The organism is Pirellulales bacterium (assembly GCA_036499395.1).
In the GTDB taxonomy this organism is placed as follows: Bacteria; Planctomycetota; Planctomycetia; order Pirellulales; family JACPPG01; genus JACPPG01.
The window spans coordinates 66,105-80,417 of record DASYDW010000010.1; the positions used below are offsets into that span (position 1 = coordinate 66,105).

The 14,313-nt window shown below is 61.3% G+C and carries 10 protein-coding genes; 7 read left to right on the forward strand and 3 right to left on the reverse strand.

Annotated elements, in window-relative coordinates; translation table 11 throughout:
- Window positions 1-2: 2 nt before the first annotated feature.
- Entirely contained in the window at window positions 3-992 is a 990-nt protein-coding gene (galE, locus tag VGN12_01620) for a UDP-glucose 4-epimerase GalE (protein HEY4308122.1), read from the reverse strand.
- A 308-nt stretch (window positions 993-1,300) separates the two neighbouring features.
- Between galE and VGN12_01625 the strand changes: the two genes are divergently transcribed.
- Window positions 1,301-2,242, forward strand: a complete 942-nt coding sequence (locus tag VGN12_01625; protein ID HEY4308123.1) for a site-specific tyrosine recombinase — start codon at window positions 1,301-1,303, stop codon at window positions 2,240-2,242.
- A 48-nt stretch (window positions 2,243-2,290) separates the two neighbouring features.
- Here VGN12_01625 and VGN12_01630 read toward each other — a convergent pair whose 3' ends face one another.
- A complete protein-coding gene (locus tag VGN12_01630) occupies window positions 2,291-3,325 on the reverse strand; it encodes a tetratricopeptide repeat protein (GenBank protein ID HEY4308124.1) in 1,035 nt (344 codons plus the stop codon).
- Between the two features lie 52 nt (window positions 3,326-3,377).
- The gene (locus tag VGN12_01635; GenBank protein ID HEY4308125.1) at window positions 3,378-6,515 is read right to left on the reverse strand and encodes a hypothetical protein; all 3,138 of its coding nucleotides are present in this window, start codon (window positions 6,513-6,515) and stop codon (window positions 3,378-3,380) included.
- Window positions 6,516-7,108: 593 nt separating this feature from the next.
- Between VGN12_01635 and mdh the strand changes: the two genes are divergently transcribed.
- From mdh to VGN12_01665, 6 genes are all read left to right on the forward strand, one after another.
- Complete coding sequence (gene mdh, locus VGN12_01640; protein HEY4308126.1) at window positions 7,109-8,053, forward strand: malate dehydrogenase; 945 nt, start codon at window positions 7,109-7,111, stop codon at window positions 8,051-8,053.
- Window positions 8,054-8,667: 614 nt separating this feature from the next.
- Window positions 8,668-9,444 (forward strand): alpha/beta hydrolase-fold protein, encoded by a 777-nt coding sequence (locus tag VGN12_01645; GenBank protein HEY4308127.1) that lies wholly within the window; start codon window positions 8,668-8,670, stop codon window positions 9,442-9,444.
- A 428-nt stretch (window positions 9,445-9,872) separates the two neighbouring features.
- On the forward strand, window positions 9,873-10,712 hold the full coding sequence (locus VGN12_01650) for a HAMP domain-containing sensor histidine kinase (GenBank protein ID HEY4308128.1): 840 nt from the start codon (window positions 9,873-9,875) through the stop codon (window positions 10,710-10,712).
- 250 nt (window positions 10,713-10,962) lie between these two features.
- Window positions 10,963-12,564, forward strand: coding sequence for a hypothetical protein (locus tag VGN12_01655; GenBank protein ID HEY4308129.1), 1,602 nt, complete (start codon window positions 10,963-10,965; stop codon window positions 12,562-12,564).
- Window positions 12,561-13,571: a FliG C-terminal domain-containing protein gene (locus VGN12_01660; protein HEY4308130.1), complete on the forward strand. Its 1,011-nt coding sequence runs from the start codon at window positions 12,561-12,563 to the stop codon at window positions 13,569-13,571. The genes VGN12_01655 and VGN12_01660 overlap by 4 nt, the downstream gene beginning before the upstream one ends.
- 85 nt (window positions 13,572-13,656) lie before the next feature.
- Window positions 13,657-14,301 (forward strand): FliH/SctL family protein, encoded by a 645-nt coding sequence (locus tag VGN12_01665; GenBank protein ID HEY4308131.1) that lies wholly within the window; start codon window positions 13,657-13,659, stop codon window positions 14,299-14,301.
- Window positions 14,302-14,313 lie beyond the last annotated feature (12 nt).

The window sequence follows — 14,313 nt, forward strand, 5'->3', positions numbered from 1 at the left end:
ACTTAGCGTGACGAATTGAATCCCTGCGGATGTGCGCTGTGCCATCGCCAGGCCGTCTCGACGATTTGCTCGAGCTCCGGATAACGTGGCTGCCAATCGAGCACGCGCCGCGCCAGGGACGCGTCGGCCACGAGTTCGGCCGGGTCGCCGGGACGACGCGGCGCTAGACGCACCGGAATTTCGCGGCCGGAAACGCGCCGGCAGACATCGACGACCTGACGCACGCTGTGGCCGCGTCCGGTCCCCAGGTTCAGCAGCAATCCACGGCCGGGAGTCAATCGCTCGAGCGCTTGCAGATGGGCCGAGGCCAGGTCGTCGACATGAATGTAGTCGCGGATGCAGGTGCCGTCCGGCGTCGGATAATCGTCGCCGAAGATCGTGATCGCTTCGCGCTGCCCAAGCGCCACTTGTAAGACCAGCGGGATTAATCGCGACTGCGACCGATCGACCTCGCCCAGGTCGCCATCGGGGCTGGCCCCGGCGGCGTTGAAATAGCGCAAGGCCGCGAACGCAAAATCATAGGCGTGGGCATAATCGAGCAACGCACGCTCGATCACCAGCTTGCTGAATCCATAGGGATTGATGGGGCGTTGCGGGGTATCCTCGGTGATGGGAACCCGGTCCGGCACGCCGTAAGTGGCCGTCGTGCTGGAGAAGACGATGCGTTTGACGTCGGCAGCGCGCATGGCTTCGAGCAGCGCCAGGCTGGCCACGACATTATTCTGGTAATACTTGTGCGGTTCGGCGACCGATTCACCCACCAGTGCGAACGCGGCAAAATGCATTACCGCGTCAATGCGATGCTCGCGCAGCGTGGCCTCGACCTTGTTCTGGTCGGCCACCTCGCCTTCGATCACTCGCCCGGCCAGCGCCGCCTGCCGATGGCCGCGCGAAAGATTGTCGTAGCACCACACTTCGTGGCCGGCACGCGATAGCAAACGGCACGCATGGCTGCCGATATAGCCGGCTCCTCCGGTTACTAGTATCCTCACGCCGTCATCCTCGGGAAGGAAATCGGGACCGTTCACTGCGGGGCAAATGCCGGAAAGTCTCCGGCGACCGGGCAAAACCTGCCCTGTCAGGCAAAGCGTAGCATCTGCGCCGGTTATGCCAAATGGCAACAACAAATTGCCAATCGATCAGGCCGGCGAATCGACGCCAGGTTCAGCCGGTGGCAAACGCATTCCGAAACGATTGAGAGACGCAATCCTGCCTTGAAACGGCACCGATGTGTTAGGCAGTTTGGGCTTTAATTGCGCACGCATACCAACGGAGCGTGGGCACGGCACCGGAGGTGGGAATGGCACCGTCGAAACGAAAGCTGCTGGCAGCGGCCGCCCGCGGTTCGTCGCCGCTCGACGATCCCTGGATCGATGCGTTCACCGGCTACCTGCAGAGCGAGTGCCACTTGGCGGCCAATTCCGTCATGGCTTATCGGCGCGACTTGCGCCGCTTCTACGAATGGTTGGGCAAACGAGCCATTCCCAAACTCACGATCAAGGAGCTGGCCGAATACGCCGGTTGGCTGCATGACCGGCAACTGGCGCCGGCTTCGCTGGCACGGCACCTAGTGTCGCTGAAGCTGTTCTTTCGCTATCTGCAACTAGAGGGAGCGCTGACCGATAACCTAGCCGAGCTTCTCGGTAGCCAGAAGTTATGGCAGCGCGTCCCGGAAGTTCTGGGACCGACTATCATCGACCGGATGCTCGAAGGACCGATCGCTGGGCAACCGTGTTGGCGGCGCGATCGAGCGCTACTCGAACTACTCTACGCCAGTGGCTGTCGGGCCTCGGAAATGTCCGGCATGCAATTGCGCGACATGCACCTGGACGATGGGCACTGTCTGTGCCATGGCAAGGGGGACAAGCAGCGGTTGGTTCCGCTGGGGCGTCGTGCGATCGAAGCCGTACGACAATACCTGGAACACGAACGCCCGACGTTGGCGTCGCTCTCGATTCTGCCGCCACCGTGGCTATTGCTTTCGCGCCGCGGTCAGCAGCTTCGTCGCGAACGCATCTGGGAACTCGTCAAGCGGTACGCCGTGGCGGCCGGAGCTCCGGAAACCGTGAGTCCGCACACGCTGCGGCATACATTCGCCACACACGTTCTGGCTGGCGGCGCCGACCTGCGGCAGGTGCAAGAAATGCTCGGTCATGCGAGCATCGCCACGACGCAGATCTACACGCACGTCGATCCGACCCGTCTGAAGGCCGTGCATCGACAATTCCATCCGCGTGCCTAGCAGCAGCAAAGCGACCTAAAAACTCAGCGCGTGTTGCATGTGCGACGGTTATTGCTTGGCCCATACGCTGCTGGCGTAGCGATCCTTCAGCAGTTGCGTGGCTTGCAAGGCGCGTTCCGGCTTGCCTAATTCATTCCAAAGACGCGCCAGGTTCGAAAGTGCCTCGGCATGCGCCTCGCGATTGCCAGGATAGAGCAGATCTACGTGCAGGTATGCCAATAAGGCGTCCTTCGTGCCCCCCTCTTTTTGACGATAACAATTGCCCAGCGTCAGATAGGCACGAGCGTTCAGGTCGGTATCCTCAGGCTCGGCATTATCGATCACGGTCTGCACCTGCTCGATCGCGGCCGCGGACTCGCCGGTGGCTGCCAGGCAGTTTGCCTTGCCAAGTTGCGCGGCCAGCCGCAGACTGGCCGCTCCCTTATCGTCGCCAGCCAGCTTTAGCACGTTGTCGAATGCGGTGAGCGCCTCGGGGAATTTCTTCTGCGCGATCAGGACGCGTCCCTTGGCGACGCCGCCACGCATCTTGTACTCGGGCCAGGGCGCTCGCTCGATCGTGGCATATTGCTCGAGCGCCAGTTCGGGCCGGCCAATGGCCGCGAACAAGTCGCCTAGGGTCTCGGTCGCCAGCAGAATGTGATAGTTCGTCGGATTCTCTTTGACGAAGGCGCGCATCTCGCTACCGGCCTTGGGCACGTCCCCCGAGCCCGCTAGCGCCAGTCGTGCATGGCAGAGAGCACGGTAAAACTGAATGTCTTGCTTGATTTCAGGGCGCGTGACCTTGGCCGGATCGATCTTGTCGATCGACTTGAGCGCTCCTTCGTAGTTGGCGTTCGAGATCTCGCTGCGTGCCAACTTCAATTCCGGAGATTCGCCTTCGTAGGTGATCGAATCGATATCGTTGACCGCGATCTGTTTCTTCTGGCCGGCGGCCATGTCGAGCGAGACTTCGGTCGGCGTCATCAGGCTGATCGTTCCTTTGGCTGTGCCGCTGGGACGCAGCCGGATCGTATCGTCGCCATGCGCGAACGATCCGAGGAACAACACCATTGCCGCCGATGCAAAAAGTGGATGTTTCGCCATGAGATTCAAATCCTGCTTCGTCCAGCGCAAAGGGCAATCGGTAGTTCGTGTATTACTTGGCCGCCGCGGCAGCGTCAGTTTGAGGCTTGGCGGCCGGAGTATCTGTGGGCTTGCGTGCGGGGATGCCTGTCTCGGGCTGACCTGATTCTTTTTGAACCCGCCGCAGCAGCTTGTCGTATTTCTTCGGCCAGTCACCGCCGCCCAGATCGGGGTGCAACTGCGCAATCAACATCACGGCTGATTCAGCCTTCTTGAGCGAGGCGGCTTTTTCCGATCCGCTTTGCTGCTGCGCTTGCAGCAGGTAGCACTTCGCCTGGTTATAGCTGGCTTCGTGGAAGACTTCTTGAAACTTCTTATCGCGGCGCGTTAGTGCCGCCAAACGCGTCCATCCCCACAGGACGTTGTATTCCTGCCCACGGGCGTCCTTCTCTTTGCGCCCACCACCGATCGCCAGGGCATAAGTAGCCAGGTTGTCTTTTCCCCAATCCTGGTAGGTGTACGCCGCCTCGCGCTGAGCATCGATGAGCATGGGCTTTTTCTTCAGCACGTCGGCCAACAGATCGATCGCTTCCTTGAAGTGGCCGCCGCGACGCTGGCTCTTCGCCATGCGCACTTCGACCGCCAATGACTGCTCGGGGCTCGCGAATTGAGGGTCCGCCTTGATCGAGGCCAGAATCTTCGCGTCCGTGGCGGCAGCCTTTTCATAATAGGTGCGTGCTTCGGCCGAGATCGCGTCGTCTTCGCCTTCGTGCCCGCTCCCGAGGCGCGAGTAGGTTTCGGCCACCCAGTTCAGCGAGTTGAAATTGTTCCCCTCAGCCTTGCTGGCGATGCGATCCAAGAACAAATCGAAGCCGCGCGATAAGGCCTGCATCTCGTCCTTGCGGTTTTCCTTGCGCAGCGCCGCGACATGATTTTCCAACTCCTGCCCCAGCGCGCGATAAATCGCGATCAGGGTCTGATTACTTTGAGCGTCGCCCCCCTTGGTGACTTGGGTTTCTAGCAGGTTCATCACCTTCTCGGCTTTTTCGAGCTGCTGCGTGGCGACAAAGGCCCGCAGCGCCGCTTTGCAGGTCTCGATGGCGAACGTTCCTTCGGCCGCGATGGGGCTGTTCGTCTGCACCAATGTGAGTGGGCCGATCTTCGGATCTTCCAGCAGCTTCACCGCATCCGCGGCGTGGTTCGTCTCGAGATAGATCTGCGAAAGCGACAAGGCCGCGGCGGCCATTGTGAAATTCACACCGACCGCGTCGGCCGACTTCGCGATTCGCTCGACACCGCGCGCCAGCGTCTCTTGCGCTTGGGCGCGCATCTTGTCGATTTCTTCTTGCGGCGGGCGGCTTTCGTCCGGCTGGCGGGTGGCCGCCAAGGATGCAATCCAGATGCCCTGGCCGGCCTTCAATTCGGCTTCGGCGCGGCGCGGTGACTGGTCAGCGATCTTGGACAGGTAGGCCAGCACCTGCTTCACGTCGTGCTCGTTCGTAGCGACGATCATCAGCGTCATCCACCCCTCGTCCGCCTCGGCTTCGCCGGCGAAGCGACGTGTGATGAAATCGGCCAGACTTTCCATGCGCCGCTTTTCACTGGCGCGATCACCAGGTGCGGCCGCGTTATACGCTTGCAGGTGCGAAAGCAGCGCGATCTTGGCTCCCTGTCGGGCCCCGCTGCTGGTTGGATGGCGGCGTGCCAGGAACTCGCCCAGCACGGCCGCGTCGAGATAGTCGCCGGCTTGATACGCCAGATAGCACAAGTAATAGCGGGCACTGTTCACGTCATCCAAGGACGTATTCCGATCGCGCAGGTCGAGCGCCAGACGGAACATCTCGCGCGCCTTGTCGCGCGCGTCATGACTTTCCTTTTCATAGGTGGCGATGTTCGCCTGGTCATTGACGCTCGGCGCCATCTTGATCTGCGTGAGCTTGGCCTGCATCTCGTTGAGGGCATCCTTGGCCTGCTCGAATGCCTCGGCGAAATTGCTGGCCGCCTTGTCGTCCGAGTCCGCAGCGCCAGCCAACTCCTGGTACAACTGCTTGGCCTGCTCCTGGTATTCGCCGGGCACGGCGGCAGCCTCTTTGGCTTGCTTGCGCGCGTCGCGCAACTCCTGTTTCTTTTGCGAGTCCTCTTTCTTGCCAAGCAAATCAGCATGCTTTCGCAAAGCGACAGCCGTGAAATAGCGCACCGCCAGCCAATCGGCCGCGCGTGTGTCCGTGCCGCGTGCCGGCTTGGCCAGCCACTCGGATCCCTTTTGTGCCGCGGTCTCGTAGCTCTTTTCGGCGTCGCTCGTCCAGGCTTGCATCGCCAGGTGCAGCGCATGTGTCTTCAACCGGCGCAGCTCTTCGGTTTCGTCTTGCTGAGAGAGAATCTCGGTGAATGCGCCCAAGGCGCGCTTCGTGTCGCCGAGATCCAGGTAGCAACGCCCCTGCGAAGTGGTCGCGATCAGCCCAAGCAGTAGCCTGCGGTATTTTTCGCGCAAATCACCGAACTTCGTGGCTGCGCTGTCCAGCAGCTTCTTTCGTTCCGAGGAATCGGCCGGGTAAGCCTTGGACGCTTCGTAGATGGCCTGCGCGGCGTACAATCGAGCACGGCGCAATTCGGTGCGCGCCTCTTCACGGACTTCGGTCTGCGAGCTAGCCCCTTTCTCGCCTGGCTTGGGAAGCTGCTTAAAGTACTCGGCGAATTTTTGCTCAGCCGAGGTGAACATTTTTTCCGATTCAGTGAACAGGCCGCGCGCCTCTTCGGTGAGCGCCGTCTTTTGCGAGGCGTAACGCGGCGAGTTGGCGCGTTGCAGCAACATTTTCGCGCGCTCGACCAGGACGTTGCCCAACTGACTTTCCGCGTCGGCTTTCAGCGAGCTATCGCCTGGCCCCTTGACGAATTCGTTGAGCTTCTCACGGGCCACGTTCAGGTGGCGCGACTTCTGGTCCACGTCTCGCTCAGCGATTGCCGCGGCGATCGACGTTACCCCCTCTTCATAGGGAATACGCTGTTTGAACTCGTCGAGAATCTTCGGGTTGCTGCGCAGTCGGGCCAGATAGTCGAGCGCAACGTCGTAATAGCCACGGTCGCGCAGCGATTCGAGGAAACGCTCATGATCTTCGGCCGCCCGTAGAGATGTGGCGAGTATAAGAACGACCAAGAACACGCCGGCACATCGCCCCCCCAGGTGCCGGCAGTACCGATGAACCACATTCATACGCGCAGTTCCAATACTCGGGGCGCTAGAAAGCTGGGAGACGACAGATTGGACAATGTCCCCACGCGCACCGTCGGGCCACGCCGATTCGAAGCGTGCCATGCCCGGGGGCGCAGCAGCGTGACCACGTACAACGGTCCGAGGCCGAGCGGGTTCCGGGACCGCCCGATAATGCCCACACCGTATACATTCCAGGTTATAGGCCGGTTCAGAACGAGGCAAGCATCGGCGGACCATTGCACCGCGCCACTGTGACTGCAAGCCGAGGCGAAATCGTTACGATTGGCGCAATCCGCTTGGCTACCGACTAATTGGCGGTCCACCGACCAAGGCGAACGTTAAGCCGGCTGAACAAAAGGTAATCTGCCGCGACGCATAAGACGGCAAGGAGCAGCCCCCGCCGCCCCGGATAAATGGTCATTTTTGGCGAGTATTCGTTTACGGCTTGAAGCGTTCGAGGCATGCTTTGGGCCCTGTCGCGCGCCACGCCGCGGCCCTTGACTTGAGGGGCATGGACACGATACTCACGAGGGTCCGCCGATTTCGTTCCGCATCAAAACAGATCGATTATTCCTCAGCGAGGGACCAGTTTCATGCGTCGTGCCAAGATCAGCATCGTAGGGGCGGGAAACGTAGGCGCGACGACAGCCCATTGGTGCGCCGCGGCCGAATTGGGGGATATCGTGCTGCTGGACATCCCCGATCTCGAGGGTGTGGCACGCGGCAAGTCGCTCGATCTGTTTCAAGCCTCGCCGATCGTCGGTTTCGACGCGAAAATCACCGGCACCTCAGATTATGCAGACACCGCCGATAGCGACGTTGTCGTGATCACGGCCGGCATCGCGCGCAAGCCAGGCATGAGCCGCGATGATTTGCTGTCGACTAATGCCAAGATCGTCGGGAGCGTCGCTGAGCAAGTTAAACGCACCAGCCCGAACGCGATCGTGGTCGTCGTTAGCAATCCGCTGGACGCCATGGTGCAGCGGGCCTTCGCCGTGACCGGATTTCCGCCACAGCGTGTCGTGGGCCAGGCGGGCGTGCTCGACACGGCGCGCTATCGCGCATTTCTGGCGCTTGAGTTGGGCGTCAGCGTCGAAGATATCTCGGCCCTTCTGCTGGGCGGCCACGGCGACACGATGGTTCCCGTGCCGAGTTGCACTTCGGTAGGCGGCATTCCCGTCACGCAACTGATCGATCCGAAGCGCCTGGAGGAGATCGTCGTCCGCACGCGCAACGGCGGCGCCGAGATCGTCGGGTTGCTGAAGACCGGCAGCGCTTATTACGCCCCAGCGGCTGCGACGACACAAATGTGCGAAGCCATCGTCCGCGACAAAAAGCGCTTGATCCCGTGCGCCGCATATTGCCAGAAGGAATATGGCGTCGGCGGATATTACGTCGGCGTGCCGGTCATCCTGGGCAGCGGCGGCGTCGAGCGGATCATCGAGCTGAACCTGACCTCTGAGGAGCGTGCGAACTTCCAGAAGAGCATCGACGCCGTCAAGGAATTGGTCGCGGCCATGGCGAAGCTGACGGGCTGATGACGCCCGTTGCATTCGCCCCTGCGGCGGATGCTTTGGTTATCGACTGGCCAACGATTTTTCCGCGTTCAAGGTCAGAGTACTTGCTTTCGGCAACCGTGACAGCAACGCTATCGCCCGCGCGATCGCTATTCCTCGGCGCCTCGAATGACAGGTTTTTCCGAGCGTGCCGAGCTGACAACGTTGACATCGCGGGTCGAATTGCAGTAGAGTCCGATGCCGGTGGTTCGCGTTCATTCGCGGGCCGCCACAGGCAAGGAAGCATCTGAGGACCGAGCATGCGGGTAGAGGTAAGACGCTTCCGACAACGATCTCGAGCGAGCTTTTCATGATCGGCGTTTTGGCACAGTGGCCGTTCATTCCTCGCCAGGTCATCGCGTCGCGGACTGTCACTCGAACGCAGAGGCAACTCGCGACCGATCCCAGGGGCTACGTTCGGCCGGCTGACATACACACCACTTCAAATCTTGGTCGGCAGCTTCCGCGCCGGCCTATTGTCGGGCCCAGGATGGCGGACGTTTCCGGTCAAAGGTGATCACAGGCCTTTGGGACTGGTTTCGTAAGCCGACTTGTTGCGTGGACTTCCTACACACTTAGATCGAGCAGGGCACGTCATGATGAATCGTCTCCGCGTTCCACGTGCATCATCAGCATCGTCGTTCGCGGCGCCCTCGTCTGGACACGTCGAGAGCGCCTCGTACTCGACCATCAAGACAACGACCGATCAGCCGGTCACGATTTTCGCCCCGGTGCATTACGAGACGAACTACGCTTATCCGCTGGTCGTTTGGCTGCACGGACCGGGGGAAAACGAACATCAGTTGAAGCGGATCATGCCGCTGGTGAGCTTGCGAAACTACGTCGGCGTGGCCGTCCGCGGTACGACTACGTGTTCGACGGCCAGCGGTCGCACTGGTTTCGCTTGGGCCCAATCGCAGCCGCACACGGCCCTCGCCGAGCAGCGCGTGCTGGACGCTATCAACTTCATCCAGGGCCGCTTCAACGTTTCGTCGCGGCGGGTCTTCCTGGCCGGCTTCGATTGTGGTGGAACAATGGCACTTCGCCTGGCCTTGGCCCATCCGCGCTGGTTCGCGGGGGTGCTGTCTTTGGCGGGCGAATTCCCGGTCGGTGGTGCTCCGTTGTCACGCTTGCCCGAGGCCCGTCGCGTGCCGCTGTTTTTGGCCTGCGGCCGTGACAGTCAGCGCTACCCCTCCGCAATCGTGTGCGATAATCTGAAATTGCTGCATTCGGCCGGCATGGACCTGACGTTGCGTGAATATCCCGGCGGCCACGAAATCTCGCCCCAGATGCTCTCTGACGTCGATCGCTGGATCATGGATATCGTGACCGGCGCGTCGGGCAGCAATGGCAGCAGCGCCGGCGAAGGCTAAGTTTCGCCCAATCTCATAGGCTGCGTTCGCGGATCGGTATTCCACCACGTTTGCGCGTGAATTGCTGACGCACGCGGCGCGGCTATCTGCCTTTTTCTGGCTCTGCGATTGCATTCGTTCTCCCGTACCGCTTCTCTTGCGCGCATGACTGCGTGCGCGTGTCGCCCCCCAGGATGCCGACGCGATCGAGTTCTCGATAGCAAGCCGCATTGACACTTTCGCTTCTTTTCGAGTACAAGCCGTCCGATTCTCACGTCTCGTTCCGCCGTTTTCGGGGCGGCCTTCTCATCGGAATGCCGGACACGTTCACGGTCGCTCGAGCGCGCGGATCGTCGCGAGCACAAGGAAGTGTCTTGCGAGAAACGGCCTGCCCCGTCTAGCACATCACCGGGCAGGCAAGTCTCATCGAACAAGGAACCAGTCGACCGATGGGATCGGACGAACATGCACGGTTGCGAGTCGACGCCGATTTGCAAACCGTGCTAACCGCCTGGCATGACGCCACCGTTCGCGCAGAACAGGTGCAAGAGCAGTTGCAAGCCGAGGTGCGCCGTTTAACCGCAGCGCTCGAGTCGCAACAGCACAAGCTACCGCGCATGGCGCGCTCCGACGACGTCGCCACGACCTCCGCCCGAGTGGCACGCGGCGTTCGCAGCAGCCTGGCGCCGGTTTCCTTGTTTCTGAATCTATTGCGACGTCGCATGCTGGACGATCCGCAAGGGCTTGATTTACTGCACAAGGCCGAGCGCAGTTGCGCAACGGCCGACGCGCGCATCGACGATTTATTGCACCTGACCTCGGAGCTCCCACCGATGCTACGACCCGTCAATCTGCGTGCCCTGGTCGAGGACGTGCATACGAACCTGCGCCCTCGCTTGTTATCGCTGGGCGTTTCGACGTCGGTCGATATCCCACAGCATGCCACGGCGCTGGCAGACTATGACATGCTGCGCCAGGCGGTCCATAACGTCACGCTCAACGCGCTAGACGCCATGCCCTCCGGGGGCGAGTTGGTCATCACTTCGTACACGGGTGCAGGCGCCGTCGAACTGGAAATTGCCGATAGCGGCGTGGGGCTATCAGAGGATGCGCGATATCGGGCTTTCGAACCGTTTTTCAGCACACACGACGGAGCGGGGCTGGGACTGACCGTCGTACAGCGATTGCTGGCCGCCCACGGTGGCACCGTGACCGCCACGAATTGCGCCGAAGGCGGCGCCGCGGTTACCTTGCGCATTCCACGCCGCGCGATGGAGGCCGCCGCATGATTCCCAGGCTGTATATGGCCACGCCGCCGGCTTCGATGTTGACAGCGACCGCGATAAATACCAAACGCGACACGCAACTGCCGCCGACCTTAGCAAATCAAATTCGTCGTCACGGTTAAAGCCCCTTTTGACAATCGAACATTGGAAATAGACAGCGCTTTCGACTTTCACTTCGGCGTCGGTCAGACGCACTGGGTCGAGCGGAACGTATCAGGGTGACTTCGGTTCATCGCAGCCGAAGGAAGTAGGAATGGATCTCGTCAATCGAATCTACGGACAGTTCTTAGAGCTGGTGCGCGCCATGACGCCCCGAGCTCGCCTGGTGGCTGCGCTAACGGCAATCCTAGTGCTGGCCAGCTTTGCCTATCTAGGCCGCCGCGAGTTCCATGGCGACACCATTTACCTGCTCGGTGACCAGGAACTGGCCCCCGCAGAGATCACGGGCATGCAAGGAGCGCTCGGCAAGGCGAAGCTCAACGATTTCGTGGTTGACGGAAATCACATCCGTGTTCCCCGTGCCAAGCAAGCGGCCTATCTGGCGGCGCTGGCCGAAGGAAACGCCTTACCGCAAACGCTGACCGACGTCTTTGCCGAGGCCTCGGACAAAAGCAATTGGTTCACGTCACGACCGCAACAATTGGATCAGGCCCGCATCGCCAAGAAAAAGGGTCTGGCCCTGATGCTGCGCAGTATGCACGGCGTGGAAAGCGCCGATGTCGACTTCGATAAGGAAGAACCGCGCGGCCTGCGCCGTGATCGGATCGCCACGGCGGTCGTTTTCCTAAAGCTGCAGGCAGGCGAGATACTGAAAGAGGATCGCGCCGCGTTCTTTCAACGCACCGTGGCGGCCGCCTTGCTGATGTCTCCGCATGATGTCACGGTTGCCGACACCATGAATCATGTCGTCTTCGGCGGACATGCCGCGAACGGCCCTGGCGACGACCTGTATCGCGATCTGAAGCGCAAGTATCAGGCCGATTACGAAGAGACGGTCCGCCGAGCGCTCGGCTATGTGCCTGGCATCACCGTCAGCGCGGACGTAGAACTCGATCGTGAGTTGCGTCGCGAAGAGAATCGCGTCGAGATCGAACGACGCGATGCGCAAGGCCGCCTACTGATCGCAACGCAAGGCTCGGCGAACCAACCCGCGAATTTGCACATTCAGGCGCCGCTGTCGCCGACCACGCTCGAGACACCGGTCCGATCCGAGAACCTGGTACCGTCACAGAATCAAACACGAACCGAGATGGCCGGTTTGACGCCCAAGCGGGTTTCGATCTCGGTCGGCGTGCCGACCAGCTATTTCGAAATGGTCTACCGGCAATACCACCCGAACACCGTCGGCGCGGCAGGATCTGAAATACCGGTGGGCGAATTGGCACAGGTTCAGGCCGACGAGATTTCGCGCATTCGTCAGCACGTGGCCGGTTTGATTCCCCCTTCCGACCCCAGCGCCGGGGCGAGTTCGGCGGTAACTGTGACGCCGTTTCTGTCGATCCCCGCGACCGAGGCGCCTGAACAACCATTTGCCTTGTCGGCGCTCGCGTGGTTCTCCAGCTCCTGGAAGACCCTGGCCACGTTGGGAATCGCGCTCGTTGGACTACTGACCCTGCGCTCGACGATCCGCGTGGCGTCGTCCACTTTAGCGAAGGGTACGTCCGAGAGCCCTGCTAACGAAGTCGAACAACGGCCACAGGTGCCTTCGCCATCAGCCCGCTTTCGTGCTGAAATGGAACAGCGGCTGGCCTCGGGCCGGTCGGTCCGCGACGAAGTGGCTGATCTTGTGCGCGAGGATCCGGCGGCGGCGGCAAACATTCTGCGAACCTGGATCGGAAGCGCGAACTCTCCATGACGACTCCGTCCGACCTACTGCGACGCGCGGCGATTCTCGTGGCCACCTTGGACACGGCGAGCGCGGATCGGCTGCTCGAGCAAATGTCCGCCGAGGACGCGGCCGAAGTGCGCCGGGTGATGATGGAATTATCGGACGTCGATGCGGCCGAGGAGTTGGCCGTAATTTCGCAATTCATGGGGGGCGACGCGGCGCCGCAGATCGCGGAAGAGGCCGCGGACGTCGAGTTGGTACTTTCCGAAGCGGCCGACGCGCTCGACGTGCTGCGCTACGAGCCGTTGCCGGACGTCGCTGCGATCAGGCAAACAAACTCGCCCAACACACGCCCCTTTTTGGAAGACGCGCCGTCGGAACGACTCGCGCAGCTGCTGGCCGTCGAACGTCCGCAAACGATTGCGCTGGTCATATCGCGTTTGTCCGAAGCGCGCGCGCTGGAGGTACTGGCGTCATTGCCCGATGCTCTGCGTTGCGAAGTACTTAGTCGCTGGATCAGTCTCGACGTGGCGGATCCGGAACTGATCGGCGAAATCGAGCAAGAACTGCGCGGCCGTTTCAAACAACAATTCGGCACGGTGAGCCGCAACGCATCTGGTCTAGCGCAAGTGACCAGCATCGTGCAAGTGGCGGCGCCAGAGATGCGGAAGAAGCTACTGGCGAGCCTGGCCCGATACGACGCGACGGCGGCTCAGGCGCTCAGCGTGCCACGACTGGCCTTCGAAGATCTGGAGTATCTTGACGACGACGGACTGGCCGCGTTGTTGGACGCGGCGCAGCCGCAAACGCTGGTTTTGGCGCTGGCCGGCGCGACGGAATCGTTCGCCGAGCGCATTGCCCGGCAGTTGCCAGCAAACCAGGCAAGAGAGCTTAACCGCTCAATCAATACACTGGGGCTGACTTGGCTGGCTGATATCGAAAGAGCGCAGAGTGAATTGGCGCGGATCGCCGAAAGGCTGTTGCACGATGGGCAAGCCGTGGCCTCGCCACTGCCGCTGAGCGTTGCCAATTAATATGTCGCCATGCGATCGTTCGTCGTCATCATTCCTCGCTCGTCAAACCAAATAACGAAGCGCAAAACTCCAGGCGGCCGCAGTCATGTCGAAGATCATCCGAGCCATTGACCGCGGGCAGGCAACCCACTTCAACTTCGACGATGTGACGGCCCAAGCCGCGGCCTGCGTGTCCCAGGCACGTGCCGAGGCGGCACGCATTCTGGCCGAGGCCGAAGAGCAGGTGGTCCAGTTGCGCGACCAGGCATTTGCCGACGCGCAGCAAGCGGCGGTGGAAGAACTCGAACGACTAGTCGAAGAACGGGTCGGGCAGCGATTTGATCTGATCCGAGGCGCTCTGACCGACGCCCGTGATGCGATCGAGCGTACGCAGTGCGAGTGGCAAGCGCGTTGGGAGCAGGAGCTTGTAAAACTGGCAGCCGCCATCGCGCGGCGACTGATTCGCCGCGAGCTTTCTGCTCAGCCAGACATTCCCTTGGCACTGGTGCGCGAGGCGCTGCAACTGGCCACCGGTTCAACACAGATGCGGCTGCTAATGAATCCCGCGGATGTCGGTGCCTTGGCGGGGGAAATTCAGAAAGTGCTCGACGAGCATTCCGCGATGACGCCGGTCCGGTTGATAGCGGATGCCTCGATCAGTCGCGGTGGCTGTCGCGTGGAAACCGAGCACGGCGCGATCGATCAGCAATTCGAAGCGCAACTGGCGCGCATTGCCGAGGAATTGACTTAACCGACTCTTGCA

Coding starts and splice junctions, on each gene's coding strand:
- VGN12_01625 (HEY4308123.1), top strand. CDS start 1,301: ATGGCACCGTCGAAACGAAAGCTGCTGGCAGCGGCCGCCCGCGGTTCG.
- VGN12_01630 (HEY4308124.1), bottom strand. CDS start 3,325: ATGGCGAAACATCCACTTTTTGCATCGGCGGCAATGGTGTTGTTCCTC.
- VGN12_01635 (HEY4308125.1), bottom strand. CDS start 6,515: ATGAATGTGGTTCATCGGTACTGCCGGCACCTGGGGGGGCGATGTGCC.
- mdh (HEY4308126.1), top strand. CDS start 7,109: ATGCGTCGTGCCAAGATCAGCATCGTAGGGGCGGGAAACGTAGGCGCG.
- VGN12_01645 (HEY4308127.1), top strand. CDS start 8,668: ATGATGAATCGTCTCCGCGTTCCACGTGCATCATCAGCATCGTCGTTC.
- VGN12_01650 (HEY4308128.1), top strand. CDS start 9,873: ATGGGATCGGACGAACATGCACGGTTGCGAGTCGACGCCGATTTGCAA.
- VGN12_01655 (HEY4308129.1), top strand. CDS start 10,963: ATGGATCTCGTCAATCGAATCTACGGACAGTTCTTAGAGCTGGTGCGC.
- VGN12_01660 (HEY4308130.1), top strand. CDS start 12,561: ATGACGACTCCGTCCGACCTACTGCGACGCGCGGCGATTCTCGTGGCC.
- VGN12_01665 (HEY4308131.1), top strand. CDS start 13,657: ATGTCGAAGATCATCCGAGCCATTGACCGCGGGCAGGCAACCCACTTC.